Origin of the sequence: Streptomyces sp. NPDC096013 (genome assembly GCF_044763565.1) — a bacterium.
Lineage (GTDB): Bacteria > Actinomycetota > Actinomycetes > Streptomycetales > Streptomycetaceae > Streptomyces.
In genome coordinates, this window is sequence record NZ_JBIWGK010000019.1 from 100,658 (window position 1) to 122,358 (window position 21,701).

18 protein-coding genes, 1 pseudogene and 1 riboswitch are annotated in these 21,701 nt (G+C 70.2%); of the genes and pseudogenes, 8 read left to right on the plus strand and 11 right to left on the minus strand.

The features are described 5' to 3' along the window. Positions 1–111: 111 nt before the first annotated feature. Together lpdA and ACIRB1_RS40310 are read right to left on the minus strand one after the other, a co-directional pair. Complete coding sequence (lpdA, locus tag ACIRB1_RS40305) at positions 112–1,533, minus strand: dihydrolipoyl dehydrogenase (RefSeq protein ID WP_352182236.1); 1,422 nt, start codon at positions 1,531–1,533, stop codon at positions 112–114. A gap of 143 nt (positions 1,534–1,676) precedes the next feature. Next, positions 1,677–2,807, minus strand: a complete 1,131-nt coding sequence (locus ACIRB1_RS40310) for an ABC transporter permease (RefSeq protein WP_403469007.1) — start codon at positions 2,805–2,807, stop codon at positions 1,677–1,679. A gap of 78 nt (positions 2,808–2,885) precedes the next feature. Between ACIRB1_RS40310 and ACIRB1_RS40315 the strand changes: the two genes are divergently transcribed. Further along, the gene (locus ACIRB1_RS40315; protein ID WP_403469008.1) at positions 2,886–3,335 is read left to right on the plus strand and encodes a MarR family winged helix-turn-helix transcriptional regulator; all 450 of its coding nucleotides are present in this window, start codon (positions 2,886–2,888) and stop codon (positions 3,333–3,335) included. 156 nt (positions 3,336–3,491) lie between these two features. Here ACIRB1_RS40315 and ACIRB1_RS40320 read toward each other — a convergent pair whose 3' ends face one another. The 3 genes from ACIRB1_RS40320 to ACIRB1_RS40330 form a co-directional block, all read right to left on the minus strand. Next, the gene (locus ACIRB1_RS40320) at positions 3,492–4,409 is read right to left on the minus strand and encodes an endo-beta-N-acetylglucosaminidase H (protein ID WP_403469009.1); all 918 of its coding nucleotides are present in this window, start codon (positions 4,407–4,409) and stop codon (positions 3,492–3,494) included. 208 nt (positions 4,410–4,617) lie between these two features. After that, on the minus strand, positions 4,618–5,808 hold the full coding sequence (locus ACIRB1_RS40325) for an extracellular solute-binding protein (protein ID WP_403469010.1): 1,191 nt from the start codon (positions 5,806–5,808) through the stop codon (positions 4,618–4,620). A gap of 263 nt (positions 5,809–6,071) precedes the next feature. Beyond that, positions 6,072–7,511, minus strand: a complete 1,440-nt coding sequence (locus tag ACIRB1_RS40330; RefSeq protein ID WP_352182241.1) for a gamma-aminobutyraldehyde dehydrogenase — start codon at positions 7,509–7,511, stop codon at positions 6,072–6,074. Positions 7,512–7,677: 166 nt separating this feature from the next. Between ACIRB1_RS40330 and ACIRB1_RS40335 the strand changes: the two genes are divergently transcribed. From ACIRB1_RS40335 to ACIRB1_RS40365, 7 genes and pseudogenes are all read left to right on the plus strand, one after another. Further along, positions 7,678–8,196 (plus strand): Lrp/AsnC family transcriptional regulator, encoded by a 519-nt coding sequence (locus tag ACIRB1_RS40335; protein ID WP_352182242.1) that lies wholly within the window; start codon positions 7,678–7,680, stop codon positions 8,194–8,196. Next, complete coding sequence (locus ACIRB1_RS40340; protein ID WP_352182243.1) at positions 8,181–9,560, plus strand: aspartate aminotransferase family protein; 1,380 nt, start codon at positions 8,181–8,183, stop codon at positions 9,558–9,560. Before ACIRB1_RS40335 ends, ACIRB1_RS40340 begins: the two co-directional genes overlap by 16 nt. A 192-nt stretch (positions 9,561–9,752) precedes the next feature. After that, positions 9,753–10,493, plus strand: coding sequence for an ATP-binding cassette domain-containing protein (locus tag ACIRB1_RS40345; RefSeq protein ID WP_352182244.1), 741 nt, complete (start codon positions 9,753–9,755; stop codon positions 10,491–10,493). Then, a complete protein-coding gene (locus ACIRB1_RS40350; RefSeq protein ID WP_403469011.1) occupies positions 10,475–11,827 on the plus strand; it encodes a hypothetical protein in 1,353 nt (450 codons plus the stop codon). The genes ACIRB1_RS40345 and ACIRB1_RS40350 overlap by 19 nt, the downstream gene beginning before the upstream one ends. Positions 11,828–11,891: 64 nt before the next feature. After that, the gene (locus ACIRB1_RS40355) at positions 11,892–12,299 is read left to right on the plus strand and encodes a VOC family protein (RefSeq protein WP_352182246.1); all 408 of its coding nucleotides are present in this window, start codon (positions 11,892–11,894) and stop codon (positions 12,297–12,299) included. Between the two features lie 25 nt (positions 12,300–12,324). Then, positions 12,325–13,483: pseudogene (locus ACIRB1_RS40360) on the plus strand (LOG family protein). Between the two features lie 160 nt (positions 13,484–13,643). Beyond that, a complete protein-coding gene (locus tag ACIRB1_RS40365) occupies positions 13,644–14,333 on the plus strand; it encodes an LAETG motif-containing sortase-dependent surface protein (protein WP_352182247.1) in 690 nt (229 codons plus the stop codon). Between the two features lie 337 nt (positions 14,334–14,670). Here ACIRB1_RS40365 and ACIRB1_RS40370 read toward each other — a convergent pair whose 3' ends face one another. From ACIRB1_RS40370 to frr, 6 genes are all read right to left on the minus strand, one after another. Continuing rightward, positions 14,671–15,753 carry an ABC transporter ATP-binding protein gene (locus ACIRB1_RS40370; protein ID WP_403469012.1) on the minus strand — a complete coding sequence of 361 codons (1,083 nt, stop codon included), beginning with the start codon at positions 15,751–15,753 and terminating at the stop codon, positions 14,671–14,673. Continuing rightward, positions 15,754–17,355 carry an ABC transporter permease gene (locus ACIRB1_RS40375; RefSeq protein ID WP_403469013.1) on the minus strand — a complete coding sequence of 534 codons (1,602 nt, stop codon included), beginning with the start codon at positions 17,353–17,355 and terminating at the stop codon, positions 15,754–15,756. Positions 17,356–17,408: 53 nt separating this feature from the next. Next, positions 17,409–18,485 carry a thiamine ABC transporter substrate binding subunit gene (locus tag ACIRB1_RS40380; protein WP_403469014.1) on the minus strand — a complete coding sequence of 359 codons (1,077 nt, stop codon included), beginning with the start codon at positions 18,483–18,485 and terminating at the stop codon, positions 17,409–17,411. A 68-nt stretch (positions 18,486–18,553) separates the two neighbouring features. Next, positions 18,554–18,659, minus strand: a riboswitch (TPP riboswitch). Positions 18,660–18,683: 24 nt separating this feature from the next. After that, on the minus strand, positions 18,684–19,790 hold the full coding sequence (gene rlmN / locus ACIRB1_RS40385) for a 23S rRNA (adenine(2503)-C(2))-methyltransferase RlmN (protein ID WP_352182249.1): 1,107 nt from the start codon (positions 19,788–19,790) through the stop codon (positions 18,684–18,686). Between the two features lie 92 nt (positions 19,791–19,882). Continuing rightward, positions 19,883–21,073 (minus strand): phosphatidate cytidylyltransferase, encoded by a 1,191-nt coding sequence (locus ACIRB1_RS40390; RefSeq protein WP_403469015.1) that lies wholly within the window; start codon positions 21,071–21,073, stop codon positions 19,883–19,885. Next, positions 21,073–21,630: a ribosome recycling factor gene (gene frr, locus ACIRB1_RS40395; RefSeq protein WP_266772968.1), complete on the minus strand. Its 558-nt coding sequence runs from the start codon at positions 21,628–21,630 to the stop codon at positions 21,073–21,075. Before frr ends, ACIRB1_RS40390 begins: the two co-directional genes overlap by 1 nt. Positions 21,631–21,701: the final 71 nt, after the last annotated feature.

Sequence of the window (21,701 nt, forward strand, 5' to 3'; positions counted from 1 at the left end):
GGTCAGTGATCGAGCGGAGAGACGAGGCAGCGGGAGGGTGGGTTGTAAAGGGTGGGCAAAGTCGTCCGGACGGTGGTCCCGGCGGGCGGGGAGGGCCGGTCGACCCCTGCGTCACATGTTGATCATGTGTCCGGCGAGTCCGTGCACCGCTTCCTTCACCGCCTCGCCGAGCGTCGGGTGGGCGTGCACGTTGCGGGCGACCTCGTGGACGGTGAGGTCCCACTGCTGGGCGAGGGTGAGTTCGGGGAGGAGTTCGGTGACGTCGGGGCCGATGAGGTGGCCGCCGAGGAGTTCGCCGTACTTCGCGTCGCTGATCAGCTTCACGAAACCGGTGGTGTCGCCGAGGCCGTGCGACTTGCCGTTGGCCGTGAACGGGAACTTCGCGACCTTGACGTCGTGCCCCAACTCCCGTGCCTGCGCCTCGGTGTAGCCGAAGCTGGCGATCTGCGGCTGGCAGTAGGTGGCGCGCGGGATCATCGCGTAGTCCAGCTCCATCGTCTCCGCGTCCGCGAGGGTCTCGGCGGCGATGATCCCCATCGACTCGGCGGCGTGCGCGAGCATCAGCTTCGCGGTGACGTCGCCGATGGCGTACAGGTGCGGGACGGACGTACGGCACCGGCCGTCGACGTCGATCGCGCCACGCTCGGTCAGCCGCACACCCGTGTTCTCCAGGCCGTAGCCGGTGACGTTCGGGGCGAAGCCGATCGCCTGGAGTACCTTGTCGGCCTCCAGGACCTGCTGGGTGCCGTCCTTGCCGGTGACCGTGACGCGGACCTGCGGGCCCGACTCGTCGATGGACTCGACACGGGTGGAGGTGAGGACGTCGATGCCCAGCTTGCGGTACTGCTTGGCGAGTTCGGTGGAGACCTCGACGTCCTCCAGGGGCGCCATCCGGTCCAGGAACTCGACGATCGTGACCTTCACGCCGTAGTTGTGCAGCACGTAGGCGAACTCGATGCCGATCGCGCCCGCGCCCGCGATCACGATGGACCGCGGGAGGTCGTCGGCGAGGATCTGCTCCTCGTAGGTGACCACGCGGGCGGTGCGCTTGGTGCCGGGCAGCAGGCGGGGCGTGGCGCCGGTCGCGATGATGCAGTGGTCGAAGCCGATCGTGCGTGACTCGCCGTCGTAGCCCGCCACTTGGAGGGTGTGCGCGTCGAGGAAGGTGCCGCGGCCGTCGATCTCCGTGATCTTGTTCTTCTTCATCAGGTAGTGGACGCCCTTGACCCGGCCGTCCGCGACCCGGCGGCTGCGGCTGAACGCCTCGCCGTAGTCGAAGGAGACCTCGCCCTCGACCTTGATGCCGAAGGTCTTCGCCTCGCGGGTGAAGATGTGCGCCAACTCGGCATTGCGCAGGAGGGCCTTGGTGGGGATGCAGCCCACGTTCAGACAGACACCGCCCCAGTACTTCTCCTCGACGACCGCGACCCGCTTGCCGAGTTGGGCGGCGCGGACGGCGGCCACATAGCCGCCGGGGCCCGCACCGAGTACGACGACATCGAACCGCTCGTCCTGCGCGTCCTGCTGGTCCATCGGAAGGTCCTTTCCCGAGAGGAGTCCCATGTAGATCCTCTACGGTGTCCAGGATGCCGCGTCCGAGGGCGATCGGGCGAAAAGCGGCCCGAGGCCGGGGCGGACACGGAAGCCGTCGCCGAGGCCGGGGGAACGGTGCGACGTCAGCCGACGGCGGGACCGGGCACCGGCGCCGGCGCCGATTCCGGTTCCGGTGTCGGTTCCTGCGTCCCGGCCCGCGGCCCACGCCGGTACACGTCCTTGAGGTAGAGCACGAGGACCGCGCCGAGCACCCACACCGGGAGGATCACCAGGGCGCGGGCCAGGCCGTCGTTCTGGAAGCGGGACAGGCCCTGCATCGCGCGGACGCCGACGCCGACCGGGAGGATCTCGGAGAGCGGGCGCAGCCAGCCCGGCAGGTACGCCGACGGCATGATGCCGCCGCTGGTGCTGTTGCCGAGGATCAGCATCAGGATCGAGGCGAGGGTGACGCCGGCCGAGCCGAAGAGCCGTAGCAGGACCATGGTCGTGGCCGCGACCGCCGCGCCCATCAGGGAGATCACGGTGACGAGCGGCAGGAAGGACCCGGGCAGCGCGCCGAAGCCGGTGCTTCCGGCGATGCCGGCGATCAGGAGGCCGCCGACGATGCCGAAGAGGGCCAGGCTGGTCATCCGCCAGCGGTACTGGAGGCGGGGCGCGAGCTGGTAGGTCGTCATGCCGAAGAGGTAGCCCGCGAGGACCAGGCCGAAGGCGGCGTAGAAGACCGAGAGGCCCCGGGTGTCCCCCGCTGCCGCCGGGGCGACGTCCTCGACGGCGAGTTCGTGCTGCTCCGCGTGGGCCACATTGCCGAAGGCGGTGGTCACGGTGGCGGTGACGGCGGCTCCGTTGGCGCTGCCGTAGAGGAGTTTCCCGTCGCCGAGGTAGGCGGCGTAGACCTGCCTGTCCTGTACGGCGTCGCGGGCGGCGGACTCGTCCGGGTAGGTCTCCACGGTGAAGCCGCCCGGGGCGACGCGCTCCAGGTCCTGGTGCAGGTGGGCCTGCGCGGTGCCTATCTCCGTTGTGCCGACGCGGAGTTGGTGCGGTTTCGGGGCGTGGAAGGCGGCGAGGTAGACGCTGACGAACACGGCGCCGACCAGCAGGACGACCGCCACGGGGAGCAGGACGGCACGCGTGTTCCCGGGGCCGGGCGGCGGATGGGCCACGTCCAGGGCGTGCTTGTGGGGGTGCCGGGCGGTACGGGTCGTGCCGGTGGAGCCGGTCGTGCCGGTGGTCCGGGGTGCGACGTGCTGGGACATCGGAGCGGTCCTCGATTAGAAGGCAACTGATAATATTTGTACATCACAATCAGCTGCCTTCCAAAAGAGGTCCGTTCCGTGGAACATCCCGACCGCCGCACCGGCTACGTGGCCTGGCAGATCGGCCAGATCATGGCGGCCCGGATGGAGCGCGCCCTGCGCCCCCTCCAGCTCACGCTCGCCCAGCACCGGGCCCTGATGCAGGCCGTCCTCGACCCGGGGGTCTCCAGCGCGACCGCGGCCCGCCGGGCGGCGATCACCCCGCAGTCCATGGGTACGGCCGTCAACGGGCTGGTCGAGCGGGGCATGCTGGAGCGGCGCACCACACCCGGCGACCGGCGCACCCAGCGTCTGCACGCCACGGAGGCCGGTGTACGGCTCGCGGCGGAGGCGGCCGAGATCGTGGGCGCCGCGCACACGGAGGCACTCCAGGTGCTGACGCCGGCGGAGCAGGAGCAGACGCACGCCCTGCTGCTCAAGCTGCTGGCGTCACTGAATCCCTCCGCCCTGGAGGGCGACCCGTCCTGAAGGACGGGACCGGCGCCGCTCCCGGACCGCAGGTCACGGTGTCCGCGCGGGCCGCGCCTCCGACATCGTTGTCGGAAGCGCGGCCTGCCCGAGGCGCTGCCCTACGGGACCCTCTCGGACCCGGGGGTGCAGCGGACGCCGGTGAGTGTCGCCGGCCTACGGCGTGTAGTGGGCGGCACTGCCGTACAGGTTCTTGGTGAACGCGGAGACGTCGGCGGTGCGGTCGGTGCCGTCGAGGTTGTACGTCAGGAAGACGCCGTACCCCTCGCTGACCGTGCGGGCGGCGAGGGAGGCGGCCGTGCTCTGCGAGGTGCCGCCGATCTGGACGGCCGCCGGCGACAGCTTCGACTTGGGCAGGGCGATGGCGGGGACCTGCCAGCTGCCGTAGTACGGGTTCCAGGCGTAGTCGAACTTGGAGGTGATGTCGACGCCGCCGTAGGAGAGGCGTGACGCGGCCGGGCCGATGTTGTAGAGGCTGATGATCTTGCCGGGCATGTTGGCGCGCAGTGCCGAAACCAGGTACACGAACGAGCTGGCGTTGGGCTGGCCGGTGCCGTTGTTGCCGTAGTCGGCGTACTCGTCGTCGAAGTCGATGCCGTCGAGGCCGTACTTGGTCACGGTGTCCGACAGTTGCTTCGCGAACGTCGAAGCCGTCTGCTGGGACGGGAAGTTGGCGAAGCCCGAGCCCTGGTGGTTGCCGAGCACCGAGAGGACGACCTTGATGCCCTTCTGCTGCAACGGCCGTATCTGCGTGGCGGCGTTGTCGAGGACGCTCTGCACGTTCGGGTTGAAGTACAGGGTCCCCGCCTTGGTGCCCGCGTCGTAGTTGATGTTCGCCGCGAAGATCACGGCGATGTCGAAGACGTTGGCGCCGCCGTTGGAGAGGGTGTATTTGCCGACGTTCAGCATGCTGTTGTTGTTCACCTCGACGTACGCCACCGAGGTCGGTCCCTGTTTCGCGGCGGCGGGCGCCGCTGCCGCGCCGCCCGTGGCGGTCGCGCCCAGGGCGAGGGCCGCAATGACCGACAGCGCGAGCGCGGCCGTCCGTATTCTTCTCCGCACCGGAGTGAACATCGTTGGTCGGTCTCCCATCGCATGGAGCGGCGCCCGCCCTGCCGGTGAGCGCCGAGTGAGCCCCCCGCCCCTTCCGTTCCCGTGCGGGAATCACCGGAACCCTGCGACAACTCTTCCCGACTCCACGCATACCGCGCCCCAACCCGCAATCCGGGCAAGGGAGTTGCTGGAACACCACGCGGCACGGCCGTAGGCCGCGGCACCGCCCCTACAACCCCACGATCTTGTTCCACTCCTTCGCGAACTCCACCCGCTCCGTCGACGTGATGTCCCGCGCGATCGCGAGGTGCTTCCGCATCGTCGAGTCCGGGAAGATCAGCGGGTTCCCGGCCAGCTCCGCGGTGTCCTTGTCCTTGGAGTCGGCGAGGACAGCCTGGGCGGCCGGGACCGGGCAGACGTAGTTGACCCAGGCGGCGAGTTCGGCTGCGACCTCGGGCTCGTAGTAGTAGTCGACGAGACGTTCCGCGTTGGTCTTGTGGCGGGCCAGGTCCGGGATCATCAGGGAGTCCGCCCAGAGTTCGGCGCCCTCCTCGGGGACGACGAAGCGGATGTCCGGGTTGTCGGCCTGGAGCTGGATCACGTCGCCGGAGTAGGCCTGGCAGGCGAGGACGTCGCCGCTGACCAGGTCCTTGGTGTAGTCGTTGCCGGTGAAGCGGCGGATCTGGTTGCGGCTGATCTGGGTCCGCACCTGGTCGCACACCGTGTGGAAGTCGGCGGCGGTCCACCGGGTGATGTCGACGCCGTTGCCCTGCATCAGCAGCGCGAACGCCTCGTCGAGCCCGGAGAGCAGGGTGACCCGGCCCTTCAGGTCGCTCGCCCACAGATCGGAGACATGGCGGATCTCGCGGCCGAGCTTGCGGTGGTTGTACGCGATGCCGGTGATGCCCGACTGCCACGGCACGGTGTACCGGCGGCCCGGGTCGAAGGCGGGCGAACTCAGCTGCGGGTCGAGGTACTTCGCCACGTTCGGCTGCGCGGACCGATCCATCCGCTGGACCCAGCCGAGCCGGACGAACCGCGCGCACATCCAGTCGCTCATGACGATCAGGTCGCGGCCGGTCTGCTGGTGGTTCATGAGCGCCGGGCTGATCTTGCCGAAGAACTCGTCGTTGTCGTTGATCTCCTCGATGTAGTCGACGGATATCCCGGTGCGCTTCTCGAAGGCGTCGAGCGTGGGCCGCTTCGTGGCGTCGTTGTCATCGGTGTCGATGTACAGCGGCCAGTTCGCCCAGGTCAGCCGCTTGTCCTGGGCGGACAGATCGGCGCCGGCGCGATCGCCCGCCTTCACATACGCGGCGGGCACACCGCACCCGGCGAGCGCGCCGAGCGCGGCGGTCCCGCCGAGCGCGCGCAGCAGGGAGCGACGGGAGGGCGAGTACGGCTTCGGAGTCTGGGGCACCCGCGCAGCATGACCCGGCCGCCTGTTCCCGATCAATGGACGCTGCGTCGAGCGGGTTCCCGTGGACCCGACACCTTGTCGATCGGTTGCTGTGAAGCAGCCGCACGTTCACACGGAGCGGGGGCGGCGCGCGGTCGTCGTCGACGCCGGGCCGGGTGCCCGGCCCCGCGACGGCCGGCTCCCCCGGACACAACACGGCGGCCCCGCACGGGAGTTGATCCCGTGCGGGGCCGCGCCGCGTACGTCGGGTCAGGCGCCGTCGTCTACGCGTCCAGTGACGTCATCACGTGCTTGATTCGCGTGTAGTCCTCGAAGCCGTAGCCCGACAGGTCCTTGCCGTAGCCCGACTTCTTGAAGCCGCCGTGCGGCATCTCCGCGACGAGCGGGATGTGGGTGTTGATCCACACGCAGCCGAAGTCCAGCGACTTCGACAGCCGCATGGCCCGCCCGTGGTCCTTGGTCCACACCGAGGAGGCCAGCGCGTAGTCGACGCCGTTGGCCCATTCGATGGCCTGGGCCTCGTCCGTGAAGGACTGGACGGTGATGACCGGGCCGAAGACCTCGTTCTGGATGATCTCGTCGTCCTGCTTCAGGCCGGAGACGACGGTCGGGGCGTAGAAGAAGCCCTTGTCGCCGACCCGGTGGCCGCCCGCCTCCACCTTGGCGTGCGCGGGCAGCCGCTCGATGAAGCCGGTGACCTGCTTGAGCTGGTTCGGGTTGTTGAGGGGGCCGTAGAGCACGTCCTCGTCGTCCGGCTGACCGGTCTTCGTCTCGGACGCGGCCTTCGCGAGCGCCGCCACGAACTCGTCGTGGATCGACTCCTGGACCAGGACGCGCGTCGCCGCGGTGCAGTCCTGCCCGGCGTTGAAGAAGCCCGCGACCGAGATGTCCTCGACGGCCTTGGCGATGTCGGTGTCCTCGAAGACGACGACCGGGGCCTTGCCGCCCAGCTCCAGGTGGACCCGCTTGAGGTCCTTGGACGCGGACTCGGCGACGGACATGCCGGCCCGCACCGAGCCGGTGATGGAGGCCATCGCCGGGGTGGGGTGCTCGACCATCGCGCGGCCGGTGTCACGGTCGCCGCACACGACGTTGAAGACGCCCTTGGGCACGATCGAGCCGATGATCTCGGCGATCAGGACGGTGGAGGCGGGGGTGGTGTCCGAGGGCTTCAGCACCACGGTGTTGCCCGCGGCCAGCGCCGGGGCGAACTTCCAGACCGCCATCATCATCGGGTAGTTCCACGGCGCGACCTGCGCGCAGACGCCGATCGGCTCGCGCCGGATGATCGAGGTCATGCCCTCCATGTACTCGCCAGCCGAGCGGCCTTCGAGCATCCGGGCCGCACCCGCGAAGAAGCGGATCTGGTCGACCATGGGCGGGATCTCTTCGGAGCGGGTGAGTCCGATCGGCTTGCCGGTGTTCTCCACCTCGGCCGCGATCAGCTCCTCCGCGCGCTCCTCGAACGCGGCGGCGATGTCCAGCAGGAACTTCTGCCGCTTGGCCGGGGTCTCGTCCCGCCAGGCCGGGAAGGCCGCGGCGGCGGCGGCCATCGCGGCGTCGACGTCCGCCGCGCCGGACAGCGGCGCGGTCGCGTACGCCTCGCCGGTCGCCGGGTTGACCACCTCGGTGGTCCGTCCGTCGGCGGCGTCCCGGAACTCACCGTCGATGTAATTGCGCAGACGACGCAGCTCGGTGCTCACTGCCGGCCCTCCAAGGTCTGGGTGTCCAATCACTGAGACACCCACCCTAATCGCCCGGCCCACGTTTTCAACACCCCCGATCGCGCCAAGGCTACGAAATCCGCAAGTCTTGACCACGTAAACAACGAATTTCATCGAACCGGCCTTGCGGAACGGTCGAGACGTCGTGCACAGTGAAGCCGTGGCCAGTCGAAGCGCAGACCAGAGGGACTCCCGCGAGTCCAGGAACGGCAGTACTCCTCACTTGGACGCCGTTTCCCTCGCCATCATCGAGCAGCTCCAGGAGGACGGCCGCCGGCCGTACGCCGCGATCGGCAAGGCCGTCGGCCTCTCCGAGGCGGCCGTGCGCCAGCGCGTCCAGAAGCTGCTCGACCAGGGCGTCATGCAGATCGTCGCCGTCACGGACCCGCTCACCGTGGGCTTCCGCAGGCAGGCGATGGTCGGTGTGAACGTCGAGGGCGATGTCGAGAACGTGGCGGACGCGCTGACGGCCATGCCGGAAGTGGAGTACGTGGTGATGACCGCGGGCTCGTACGACCTCCTCGCCGAGATCGTCTGCGAGGACGACGACCACCTGCTGGACGTCATCAACAAACGCATCCGGGCACTGCCCGGCGTGCGCTCCACCGAGAGCTTCGTTTATCTGAAGCTCAAGAAGCAGACCTACATGTGGGGAACCCGATAACCGTGAGCAAGGACCTCAGCCGCACCGCGTACGACCACCTGTGGATGCACTTCACCCGCATGTCCTCGTACGAGAACGCGCCCGTTCCCACGATCGTCCGTGGTGAGGGCACCTACATCTACGACGACAAGGGCAAGCGCTACCTCGACGGTCTCGCGGGTCTGTTCGTGGTCCAGGCCGGGCACGGCCGCGCCGAACTGGCCGAGACCGCGGCCAAGCAGGCGCAGGAACTGGCGTTCTTCCCCATCTGGTCGTACGCCCACCCCAAGGCCGTGGAGCTGGCGGAGCGTCTCGCCCACCACGCGCCCGGCGACCTGAACAAGGTCTTCTTCACCACCGGCGGCGGCGAGGCCGTCGAGACCGCCTGGAAGCTCGCCAAGCAGTACTTCAAGCTCCAGGGCAAGCCCACGAAGTACAAGGTCATCTCCCGCGCGGTCGCCTACCACGGCACCCCGCAGGGCGCCCTGTCCATCACCGGACTCCCGGCGCTGAAGGCCCCGTTCGAGCCGCTCGTGCCCGGCGCGCACAAGGTGCCGAACACCAACATCTACCGCGCCCCGCTCTTCGGCGACGACCCGGAGGCCTTCGGCCGCTGGGCCGCCGACCAGATCGAGCAGCAGATCCTCTTCGAGGGCCCGGAGACGGTCGCCGCGGTCTTCCTGGAGCCGGTGCAGAACGCGGGCGGCTGCTTCCCGCCCCCGCCCGGCTACTTCCAGCGCGTGCGCGAGATCTGCGACCAGTACGACGTGCTGCTCGTGTCCGACGAGGTCATCTGCGCCTTCGGCCGCCTGGGCACGATGTTCGCCTGCGACAAGTTCGACTACGTGCCGGACATGATCACCTGCGCCAAGGGCATGACCTCGGGCTACTCCCCGATCGGCGCCTGCATCATCTCCGACCGCCTGGCCGAGCCGTTCTACAAGGGCGACAACACCTTCCTGCACGGCTACACCTTCGGCGGCCACCCGGTCTCCGCCGCGGTCGGCCTCGCCAACCTCGACATCTTCGAGCGCGAGGGCCTCAACCAGCACGTCCTCGACAACGAGGCCAACTTCCTCCAGACCCTCCAGAAGCTGCACGACCTCCCGATCGTCGGCGACGTCCGCGGCAACGGCTTCTTCTACGGCATCGAGCTGGTCAAGGACAAGGCCACCAAGGAGACCTTCACGGACGAGGAGTCGGAGCGCGTGCTCTACGGCTTCGTCTCCAAGAAGCTCTTCGAGTACGGCCTCTACTGCCGCGCCGACGACCGCGGTGACCCGGTCATCCAGCTGTCGCCGCCGCTGATCTCAGACCAGTCGACCTTCGACGAGATCGAGGCCATCGTCCGCCAGGTCCTCACGGAGGCGTGGACGAAGCTCTAGCCTTCGGCGATTCAACGGTTTATACGGCCCGGGGTGCACCCGTTCGAGTGAGAAGGGTGCACCCCGGGCCGTGTGCTGTCCGGGGTCGCGCCCCCATCGTCCTTAGCGTGCCTGGTAACCGATCGGCCTCGTCCTCGTTCCCCCGCAAGGGGGACGCGGTACGGAATACGGATCAGAACGAGGTGTACGCGCATGGTGGCCCCGCCGGACAACGACGTGCTCTGGGCACGCGCCCTGCACTTCCAGCACCACGACGGAACGCCCGCGCTGGGCGGTGTCTCGCTCGGTGTCCGGGAGGGCGAGATCCTCGCCGTCAGCGGCCCGCGCGGCAGCGGCAAGACGACCCTGCTGCGCTGCCTCTCCGGCCTGGAGCGCCCCGGCCGCGGCGAGGTCTGGTTCAACAGCGTGCCCGTGCACACCATGGGCCCGCTCACCCGGGAACGGCTGCGCCGCGACCGCTTCGGCTGGATCGACCCGGCCCCCGTGCTCGTCCCGGAGCTGAACGCCTGGGAGAACGCGGCCCTCCCCCTGATGCTGCGCGGCACCAGCCGCCGCCGCGCCAAGACCGCCGCCCTGGAGTGGCTGGACCGCCTCGACATCGGCGACCACGCCCGCAAGCGCCCGCACGAGCTGCGCCAGGCGGAGCGCCAGCGCGTCTCGATCGCCCGCGCGCTGGCCCCGGCGCCCACGGTCCTGTTCGCCGACGAGCCGACGGCCCCGCTGCACCGCGCGGACCGCGCCCAGGTCCTGCGCACGCTCACGACAGCGGCCCGCTCGCACGGCATCACGGTCGTCCTCGCCACCCACGAGGCGGAGACCGCGGCCCTCGCGGACCGCACGGTCTCGCTCCTCGACGGACGCCGGGTGAACACGGTCCACCTTCCCCCGGTCACCGAGGCGGAAGGCCGGGCCGCGTGCTCGCTCTCCGTCTGACCCGCGGCTCGCACCCCGCCGTCCAACTGCGCCGGCTGCTGGTCGCGGTGGCCTCGGCGGGCACGGGCTTCCTGCTGCTGTGCACCCTCGGCTACGCGATGGGCCACCCCGACTCCCCCGCCGCCGCGGCCCTCCGCCTCGCCTGGTGCGCGACCCCGCTGGCGGCCACGGTCTACTTCGCGGTGGCCGTCGCCCGCACCGACCCGGCGACGAAACCCCGCCCCGGCCTCTCCGCGATCGGCCTCGGCCCCGGCCGCCTGATGGCGATCTCGGCGACCACGACCGCGCTGGCCTGCACCCTCGGCTCGATGCTGGCCCTCCTCTTCTTCCTCCACCTCCGGGGCGACCTCACCGGCATGCCCTTCGACGGAGCGGCGGCGGAGTTCCTCGCCTCGGACACCCCCCTCCCCCTCCCCGCCGCCCTCACCCTGCTCGCCGTCGTCCCCGTGACCGCGTCCGTCTCGGTGGCCCTGACCCTCCGCCCGAGGGACACCTCCCCGAAGGGCACCCCGAGGCCCTACGGCCGCTTCGGCGCCTACGGCAGGTCGAACACCCGCGAGACCTTCGGGGCCTACGGCAGGTTCGGCGCCCGCCTGCGAACGGGCGGCCGTACGGCGGCGGCCGAGGAGACGCCCGCCCCGGCGCCCGAGCCCTCGGCCGACGCCGAGCCGACCGCCACCGTCACGGGCCCGGTCGACCTCGACCCCACCCGCCCCCCGGCCCCCCGCGAGGTCCCCAAGGGCCTCCCCTGGGGCGTGGCGGTGCTCGCCGCCGGTCTGGCCGTCGAGGCGTACGCGAACCGGACGGCGGACACCGACGGGCTGTCGATGCCCGGCGGTCACGCGGGCGGCCCCGCGGGCGTGCTGGCCGGCTGGGTGCTGACCGCGCTCGGGCTCGCCCTCGCGGGCCCCGGCCTCACCCACCTGTGCGGTCGGCTCCTCCAGGCCGTGCGCCCGGGCGCCCTCCGGCTCCTCGCCGGCCGGGTCCTCATGGAGGAGGCGACCCGCATCGGCCGCCCGCTGGGCGTGGTCTGCGCGGTGGCGTCGGGCGCGTACGCGATGACCGCGCTCCACGACACGGACGCGGCCGTCGGCCCGCTCACCACCCTCGGCACGCTCCTGGTGGCCGGCTGCACGGTGGCGACCCTGTGCACCGCCGCCGTCGAGGCCCGGCAGGCCCGCGCCGACACCACGGCCGCGCTGGTACGGCTGGGCGCCCCGGCCACCGTGCTGCGCAGCGCGGCGGCTCTGCGCGCGGGTGCGCTGCTCGCCCTGTTCGTACCGCTGACCGTCGTGATCGCCGAACTCGCGGCACTTCCGCTCGCCCACCGATGAGTTTTCCGCGGAGCGCCGGTCTACCCACCGATCAGCACGCACGCCCGATGGGAGAGGCCCCAGCATGTACCAGCAGATGATCTTCGTGAACCTGGCCGTGGACGACGCCGCCGCGTCGAAGAAGTTCTTCACCGAGCTCGGTTTCTCGATCAACCCCCAGTTCAGCACGGACGACACCACGTGTGTGGTGATCAGCGAGACGATCATCGCGATGCTCCTGGAGAAGAAGCGCTACAGCGACTTCACGAAGAAGGAGATCGCCGACTCGGCCAAGACCAGCGAGGTGCTGCTGTGCCTGAGCGCCGAGAGCCGCGAGAAGGTCGACGAGCTGATCAACAAGGCGGTCGCGGCGGGCGGCACCGCCAACGACGACATCCAGGACCAGGGCTTCATGTACGGCCGCTCCTTCGAGGACCTGGACAACCACTCCTGGGAGATCGTGTGGATGGACCCGGCGGCCGTCCAGGGCTGACCGGCCCGGTGCCTAGCATGGGCGCGTGCAGACGAGCCCGGCCCATGCGGCCCATCACGACGAACGCGAGATCGAGACGGTCGAGGACTTCGACGCGACCGTCTCGTCCCGCGGCACTCTCGCGGGACACCGCGTCCAGGGCGTCGACCTGACGGACCGTACGCGGGAGTTGCTCACCACGGACACCTCGGGCGCCGTCTTCCTCGGCTGCCCGATGCGCGACGAGGCGGCGGCCAAGGTCCGCGCCGACGGCGCCCTGGTCTTCCCACCCGTCCCGCACCTCCCCTTCGACCCCTACCGCGGTCATCTCTACACGCCCGCCGAGCTGTTCGCCTCGCTCGACCAGGGCTACGAGCAGACCCCGGACGCGCTCGCGTACGGCTGGTTCCAGCGGACCAAGGCCGACGGCGACATATACGCGTCGATGCTGCGCGCCGTCCACGACGACTCGATCTCCGACGCCCTCGACGAACTCCTGCGCGGGGCACGGGTGGTGGGTGATGGGGGCACCTCCCGGTCGAGCGAAGCCGAGACTGGGGGAGGGCGGCCACGCGATGGCCCGCGGCACGGAGGCCTACGGCGGTGCCGCGCGCCTGGGCCGCGAGCTGAGCCGCGCCAGCTACACCGTGGCGACCGGCGGGGGCCCCGGCGCGATGGAGGCGGCCAACCTGGGCGCGTACGCGGCGCCGTACGAGGACGCGATGCTGGAGGAGGCGTGCGAACTCCTGACCGGATCGGCGTCGTTCAGGCCCTCCGTCACCGACTGGGCCCGGAGTGCCTTCGAGGTCCGCACCCGCTGGCCGAAGGGCAACCACTCGATCGGCATCCCGACCTGGTTCTACGGCCACGAGCCGCCGAACGCCTTCGCCTCGCACATAGCCAAGTACTTCGCCAACGCCACCCGCGAGAACGGCCTGTTGGCCCGCTCGAACGCCGGAGTGGTGTTCCTGCCGGGCGCGGCCGGGACCGTGCAGGAGATCTTCGACAACGCGACGCCGAACTACTACGAGTCGCGCGGCGAGCCCACCCCGATGGTGCTCGTGGACCGGGAGCACTGGACGGAGCGGCTGCCGACGTGGCCGCTGCTGCGTGCACTTGCCCGGGAACGGCCAATGGAGGCCCGTATCGCCCTCGTTGACCGGATCGAGGAGGCTCCGGAGGCGCTGAAACGTCTCTCTGATTAAAGGACGGGTAAAGGCAACTGCCACACACCGCATATGCATTGACACTGCTTACGCAGCACTTATAGACCAGTGAGACTCCTGGGGGCAGTGGTGCCTCACCTCATTGCCGCTCCATCTCCCCCTAAACCCCCCGCAGTTGCACATCCCGTGAAGGGCAAACGTGTCCATATCTCGACGTTCCGTACGCATCCTCGGTGTCGCCTCCGCCTCGGCCGCACTCGCGCTCGGTTTTGCGGGCAACGCGCTCGCCTGCAACATCAGCGAGTTCTCCGCCGAAGCGACCTGTGACGGCACCAACGGTGTCATCACCGTCACCGACAAGGACGCCTCGGCCACCGAGGCGACCATCACGGTGTTCCTGGAGAACAACGGCGCCGACGCCAAGCAGATCGGTACGGCGCAGACCGTCAAGGGCTCGCGCGAGGGCGTCACCATCACCTTCGCCGAGGACTGGCAGCCGAACGCGACGTACCGCGTTCACGTCAAGGCCGGCAACCAGGTCGACAAGGACATCACGCCGAACCTGACCACGCCGTCCAAGGCCTGCAAGGCCGAGGAGTCGCCCAGCCCGACCCCGACGCCGACCGAGGCCTCCCCGACCCCGTCGGAGACCGCCTCGACCCCGGCCGAGTCAGACAGCCCGACCCCGTCGGCCTCGGAGAGCAGCACCGCTCCCGCGACGACCACGGACAACGCCCCGTCCCCGGCGGCCGGTTCCTCGAACCTCGCCGAGACCGGTGCGAACTCCAACACCGGCCTGATCGCCGGCATCGCGGGCGCCTTCGTCGTCGTGGGCGGCGGAGCCGTCTACTTCGGCATGCGCCGCCGCGGTGCGAAGACCGGCAGCTGATCAACAGCCGCTGAAAAACCCGCTGGTGTGGCCCGTCCGGTTCGTGGGGACGGGCCACACGCATGCGCGGTCCGGTTCGGGGGGCGGGCGACCCGCAGGCGCGGGTTGGTTCAGGGGGCGGACGACTCGCGGGCGCGGGTTGGTTCAGGAGGCGGACGGCTCGCGGGCGCGGGTTGGTTCAGGAGGCCGGTGACCCGCGGGCGGGGGTTGGTTCAGGGGCGAGTAACCCGCGTACGCGGTTCGGTGCAGGGGCGGGTGACCCTCGTACGCGTTTCAGGTCAGGGGCGAGTGACCCGCGTACGCGTTTCAGGTCGGGGGCGGGTGTCCCGCGGGCGGGCTAGTCGCCGAGTACGACGATCTCCGCCGCGTCGAACTCCACCCCGACCGCGCTCCCGACCTCCGGCGCCGCCCGCAGCGCGCAGGCCGCCTCCAGACGGGGCGCGTCCTCCGGCTGGAGCTGTACGGAGACATGGGTGCCCTTGAAGGTGCGGGCGGCGACCGTGCAGCGCAGGCCCTCGTCGGCGGGCAACAGCCGTACCCCCGCGGGGCGTACGAGGAGGCTGCGGGTGCCCTGGGGGGCGTTCTCGGGGACCGGGACCTTGCCCCAGGGGGTGTCGGCGGCCTCCCCCGCGACCGTGGCCTCCACCACGTTGTCGAAGCCGAGGAAGCGGGCCACGAACTCGTCGGCGGGGTGCTGCCAGACCTCAAGCGGCGTACCGGACTGGGCGATTTGCCCGTCCCGCATGACCACGACCCGGTCGGCGAGCGCGAACGCCTCGCCCTGGTCGTGCGTGACCGCGAGCACGGTCGTGCCCAACGTGCCGAAGAGTTCCCGGAGTTCGACGACCAGCCGCTCCCGCAGGGACCGGTCGAGCTGGCCGAGCGGTTCGTCGAGCATGAGGAGCCGGGGCGTGGGCGCCAACGCCCGGGCGAGCGCCACCCGTTGCTGCTCACCGCCGGACAGCCCGGTGACGGCACGGCGGGCCGCACCCGGCAGTCCGACCAGGTCGAGCAACTCGCCCACCCGCTCGTCCTGTTGCCGCTTGGACGCCCCGTGCATGCGCAGCCCGAAGGCCACGTTGCCGGCCACGTCCCGCTGCGGGAACAGCTGATGGTCCTGGAACATCAGACCCACGCCCCGCTTGTGCGCGGGCACCCCGGACTGGTCCCTGCCGTCGAGCAACACCCGCCCGGAGTCAAGGGGTTGGAGACCGGCGACCGCCCGCAGCAGTGTCGACTTGCCGCTGCCGCTGGGCCCGAGCACACACACGATCTCGTGCTCGGCGACATCCAGGCCGACGGCGTCCAGCACCGGGCGCCCACCGAACCGTACGGTCGCGTCCTCAAGGCTCAACAGCATGGTCGGCGGAAGGCTCGGCGACACGTTCAGCGGCGTGTTCGGCGGCACGTTCGGCGGCATCTAGAACTCCCCGGTCCGGTCGGTGCGCAGCCGCTCGAGGACCAGCAGGGCCACCGCGCACACCAGCATCAGAATCGTCGAAAGGGCCATCGCCTGGCCGTAGTTGAGATCGCCGGGGCGCGACAGCAGCCGGGCCACCGCGACCGGCAGGGTCGGGTTGTCGGGCCGAGCGATGAACACGGTCGCCCCGAACTCGCCCAGCGACACCGCGAACGCGAACCCGGCCGCGATCAGCAACGCCCTTCGCACCAGCGGCAGATCGACCTCGCGCCACACCCGCCACGGCGACGCCCCGAGCACGGCCGCGGCCTCCCGCAGCCGCCCGTCCACCGCCCGCAGCACGGGCAGCATCGTCCGTACGACGAAGGGGACGCCGACCAGCGCCTGCGCGAGCGGCACCAGAATCCATGAACTCCGCAGATCCAGCGGAGGTTTGTCGAGCGAGATCAGGAAACCGAAGCCGACGGTCACCGCCGACACCCCGAGCGGCAGCATCAGCAGCGCGTCGAAGCCCCGCACCAGCCGCCCGGCATCCCGCCGGGTGAGGGCGGCGGCGGCGAGTCCGCCGATCACCACGGCGATGGCGGTGGCGGCGACGGCGTACTCCAGCGAATTGCCGATCGCGGCGATCGGCGGCACCAGGAAGGTGCCTCCGTCGTCGTGGGTCAGCGCGCGGTAGTAGCCGAAGTCCGCTGTGTCCAGCGAGCGTTGGACGAGCACGGCGAGCGGCAGCAGAAGCAGCACGGCGATGGACGCGACGACCCCGGCCAGCAGGGTCCACTGGCCTGCCCCGCGCGGGCGCCGTGCGGTCACCGCCGGGTCCACGAGCCGCAGGGCGCTCTCCCGCCGCCGTACCGTCCAGGCGTGCACGGCGAGGATCGCGCCGACCGCGACGAACTGCACGATCGTCAGGACGGCGGCCGTGGACAGGTCGAAGACCTCGGAGGTCTGGCGGTAGATCTCGACTTCGAGGGTGGAGAAGGTCGGGCCGCCGAGGATCTGGACCACGCCGAAGGAGGTGAAGGTGAAGAGGAAGACCATCAGCGCGGCGGCGGCCACGGCGGGCCCGAGCGCGGGCAGTGTCACCGTCCGCCAGGCCCGCGACCGGGAGGCGCCGAGCATCCGCGCGGCCTCCTCCTGACGCGGGTCGAGCTGCGCCCAGAGACCGCCCACCGTCCGTACGACGACCGCGTAGTTGAAGAAGACGTGCGCGAGCAGGATGGCCCACACGGTGGTGTCCAGCCGTACGCCCCACAGGTCGTCGAGGAGTCCGCCCCGGCCGACGAGCGCGAGGAAGGCCGTACCGACGACGACCGTCGGCAGCACGAACGGAACCGTCACGACAGCCCGCAGGACATGCCGGCCCGGGAAGTCGAAGCGCGCGAAGACATACGCGCCGGGGAGCGCGATCAGGAGCGTGAGCGCGGTGGACGCGAGCGCCTGCCAGGTGGTGAACCACAGCACGTGCCGGATGTCGGACTCGACCAGCACGTCCCGGACGCGGCCCAACTGCCAGGCGCCGTCGACCTTCAGACCGCGTCCGACGATCGCGGCGACGGGGTAGGCGAAGAACACCGCGAAGAACGCGACGGGCAGGGCCATCAGGCCGAGCCGCGCCGCGCCGCCCCCGCGGGCTCTCCGCGTCTTCGGCGGGGCTACTTCAGTACGAGCGAGGTCCACGACTTGACCCACTGGTCCCGGTCGGCGGCGATCTTCGCGGGCGCCATGGTCTCGGGGTCCGGGGCCTGACGGCCGTACTGCTCGAACTCCCGCGGTACCTGGGCGCCCTGGATCACCGGGTAGACGAACATGTTGAGCGGCATGTCCTGCTGGAACTCCTTGGTGAGCAGGAAGTCGAGGAACGCCTTGCCGCCCTTGGTGTTCTTCGCGTTGCTGAGCAGCCCCGCGTACTCGGTCTGCCGGAAGCAGGTGCCGTACGAGACCCCGGTGGGCGCGGTGGTCGGCTTCGGGTCGGCGTAGATGACCTCGGCGGGCGGCGACGAGGCGTACGAGACGACGAGGGGCCGGTCACCGCCCGCCTTCCTGCCGCCCGCGGACCCGGAGAACTCCTGGTCGTAGGCCTGCTCCCAGCCGTCGACGACCTTCACGCCGTTGGCCTTGAGCTTCTTCCAGTACGTCTGCCAGCCTCCCCCATCCCCGTACTGCGCCGCGCTGCCGAGCAGGAAGCCGAGGCCGGGCGAGGAGGTGGCCGCGTTCTCGGTGACAAGGAGGTTCTTGTACTCCGGCTTGACCAGATCGGCGAAGGAGGCCGGCGGGGTCAGCTTGTGCTTGCTGAAGTAGGCCTTGTCGTAGTTGACGCAGATGTCGCCGGTGTCGATGGGCGTGACCCGGTGCTTGGCCTGGTCGACGCGGTACTCGGGCTTGACGAGCGCGGAGCCCCTCGCGTCGTAGGACTGGAAGAGGCCGTTGTCGAGGGCGCGGGAGAGCAGGGTGTTGTCGACGCCGAAGAAGACGTCGCCCTGGGGGTTGTCCTTGGTGAGGATCGCCTTGTTGACGGCCTGGCCGGCGTCGCCGTCCTTGAGGACCTTGACGGTGTAGCCGGACCGCTTCTCGAAATCCTTGAGGACGCTCTTCGAGACGGCCCACGAGTCGTGGCTGACGAGGGTGACGGTCTTGGAGTCGGCGCCGCTGCCGCTGTCGGACGAGCCGCACGCGGAGAGCGTGAGCAGGCCGAGCCCGACGGCCGCGGCGATGAATGTCCTGGTGTGCACTGGATTCCTCCTGGGGTGTCCAGGAAGAGACGCGGCCCCGCCCACAGGACGTGGGCAGGGCGCAACAGCAAGAGTGATGACCGAACTTCCTACCCAGAATGACCTGGGCGAGGTTCAGAGGGTCTGCGGACAATCCCGCACTCTCAGCGCTGTGGCGCTCCCCTGTCGGAATATGAAGATGTACCTACGCCGGTCAGCCTACCGCTCGGTCGCGGCGAGCTGGCCGCACGCTCCGTCGATCTCCTGGCCGCGGGTGTCCCGGACGGTGACCGGCACCCCGTGGGCCGCGATGGCCTCGACGAACGCCTTCTCGTCCTCGGGGCGGGAGGCGGTCCACTTCGAGCCCGGCGTCGGGTTCAGCGGGATGAGGTTGACGTGCACCGGCTTGCCCTTGAGGAGGCGGCCGAGGCGGTCACCGCGCCACGCCTGGTCGTTGATGTCGCGGATCAGCGCGTACTCGATGGACAGACGGCGGCCCGACTTCGCCGCGTACTCCCAGCCCGCGTCGAGGACCTCGCGGACCTTCCAGCGGGTGTTCACCGGGACCAGGGTGTCGCGCAGCTCGTCGTCCGGCGCGTGCAGCGAGATCGCGAGGCGGCACTTGAACCCCTCGTCCGCGAAGCGGTGGATCGCCGGGACGAGTCCGACCGTCGAGACGGTGATCCCGCGCTGCGAGAGGCCGAGGCCGTCCGGCTCGGGGTCGGTGAGGGCGCGGATGGACTGGACGACCCGCTTGTAGTTGGCGAGGGGCTCGCCCATGCCCATGAAGACGATGTTGGAGAGCCGCGCGGGCCCGCCGGGGATCTCGCCGTCGCGCAGCGCCCGCATGCCGTCCACGATCTGGTGCACGATCTCGCCGGTCGACAGATTGCGGTCCAGGCCGGCCTGACCGGTCGCGCAGAACGGGCAGTTCATGCCACACCCCGCCTGCGAGCTGATGCACATGGTGACCCGGTCCGGGTACCGCATCAGCACGGACTCGACGAGCGTCCCGTCGAACAGCCGCCACAGCGTCTTGCGGGTGGTGTCCTGGTCGGTCGAAAGATGCCGCACGACGGTCATCAGCTCAGGGAGCAGCGCCTCCCGCAGCTTGGCGCGCGAGGCGGCGGGGATGTCGGTCCACTCCGCCGGGTCGTGCGCGAGCCGCGCGAAGTAGTGCTGCGAGAGCTGCTTGGCGCGAAACGGCTTCTCCCCGACCGCGGCGACGGCTTCCTTGCGCTCGGCGGGCGTAAGGTCGGCGAGGTGCCGCGGCGGCTTCTGGGCTCCGCGGGGGGCGACGAATGTGAGTTCTCCGGGCTTAGGCATGGCCCTACCAGTGTCGCAGACATACGAAGAGGGACTCGCCGCCCTGTGGACAACAAGCCCCTCACGCACAAAACAGCAGGTCAAACCGTGTTTCAGCCGGAGCCGACGAACAGCACCAGCAGCAGCCACACCACCGGCGCCGTGGGCAGCAAGGAGTCCAGCCGGTCCATGATGCCGCCGTGGCCCGGCAGGAGCGTGCCCATGTCCTTGATGCCGAGGTCTCGCTTGATCATGGACTCGCCGAGGTCGCCCAGGGTGGCACTGGCCGCGACCGCGAAGCCCAGGATCAGGCCCTGCCACCAGCTGCCGTCGTCGATCAGGAACTGCATGCACAGCGCGCCCGCCACCATCGCGAACGACACCGCCCCGAACAGGCCCTCGCGGGTCTTCCCGGGGCTGATGCGCGGGGCGAGCTTGTGCGTGCCGAAGCGCCAGCCGACGGCGTAGGCGCCCGTGTCGCTGACCACGGTCAGCAGCAGGAACGTCATGACGCGCCAGGCGCCGTCGTCGGCGGTGAGCATCAGGGCGACGAACGTGGCCAGGAACGGCACGTAGAACGCCGCGAAGACGCCCGCCGTGACGTCCCTCAGATAGCCCTCGGGCGGTTCCGTCATCCGCCAGACGAGGACCGCGAGCGCGGTGAGCGCCATGGCGACCCAGGCGCCCTCGGCACCCCGGACGTAGCCGGCGACGACCATCGCCGCACCGCCGACCGCGAGGGGCACGAGGGGCGCCTTGATGCCCTTGCGCTCCTGAAGCCGCGAGGTCAGCTCCCACAGGCCCACGACGACGGCGACCGCCACGACGCCGACGAACACGGCCTTGACGACGAACAGGGACGCGATGATCACCGCGCCGAGTCCGACCCCGACCCCTATGGCCGCACCCAGGTCCCGGCCCGCGCTCTTCTTCTGCGGGGCGGGCGCCGGTGGCGGGACGTCGGGCATGGGCTCCGGATTCTGCGGCACCGCCCCGTAGGGCTGCGCCTGCGGCGTGTCAGAGGGCTGCGTCCGCGGGTCGTACGGCAACGGCTGCCGAACGTCGTACGGCGGCTGCTGCGTCTCGTCGCGGAACAAGGGGCCGCTCAGCCGAGCGGCCCCCCGGTCGTCATCCTGGTGTCCGCCGTATGCGGGCTCGTCGGGCACGATGGACATGGGGCGAGTCTGCTGCGCCTCAGGCGCATCGTACGTGGGACCCGCCGGGGCAGCCCCCTGGACAGGCCCTTGGTCGGACGGCCCCCAGTACCCGGCTTGTGGCGGCGCCCCCCAGGAAGAGTCGTTCATCAGACCTCGAGCAGCTCCGCTTCCTTGTGCTTGAGGAGTTCGTCCACCTGGGCGACGTACTTCGCCGTGGTGTCGTCGAGCTCCTTCTCCGCACGACGGACCTCGTCCTCGCCGGACTCCTTGTCCTTGACGAGCTTGTCCAGCGCGTCCTTGGCCTTGCGACGGACGGCGCGGATGGACACCTTGGAGTCCTCGGCCTTGGCCCGGGCCACCTTGATGTAGTCCTTGCGGCGCTCCTCGGTCAGCTCGGGGAACGTCACCCGGATGATGTTGCCGTCGTTGCTGGGATTGACACCCAGGTCCGAGTCGCGGATCGCCTGCTCGATGTTCCGCAGCGCGGACTTGTCGAACGGGGTCACCACGGCCATCCGCGGCTCCGGTACGGAGAACGAGGCCAGCTGGTTGATCGGCGTCAGCGCGCCGTAGTAGTCGGCCACGATCTTGTTGAACATCGCCGGGTGCGCACGACCGGTGCGGATCGCGGCGAAGTCCTCCTTGGCGACCACGACGGCCTTCTCCATCTTCTCCTCGGCCTCGAGGAGGGTCTCTTCGATCACCACTTGCTCCTGCGTGTCTTGAGTAGGCCCGGCTGCTGTGCTGTGTCGGCGGCCGGCTGCGTCGCGTCTTC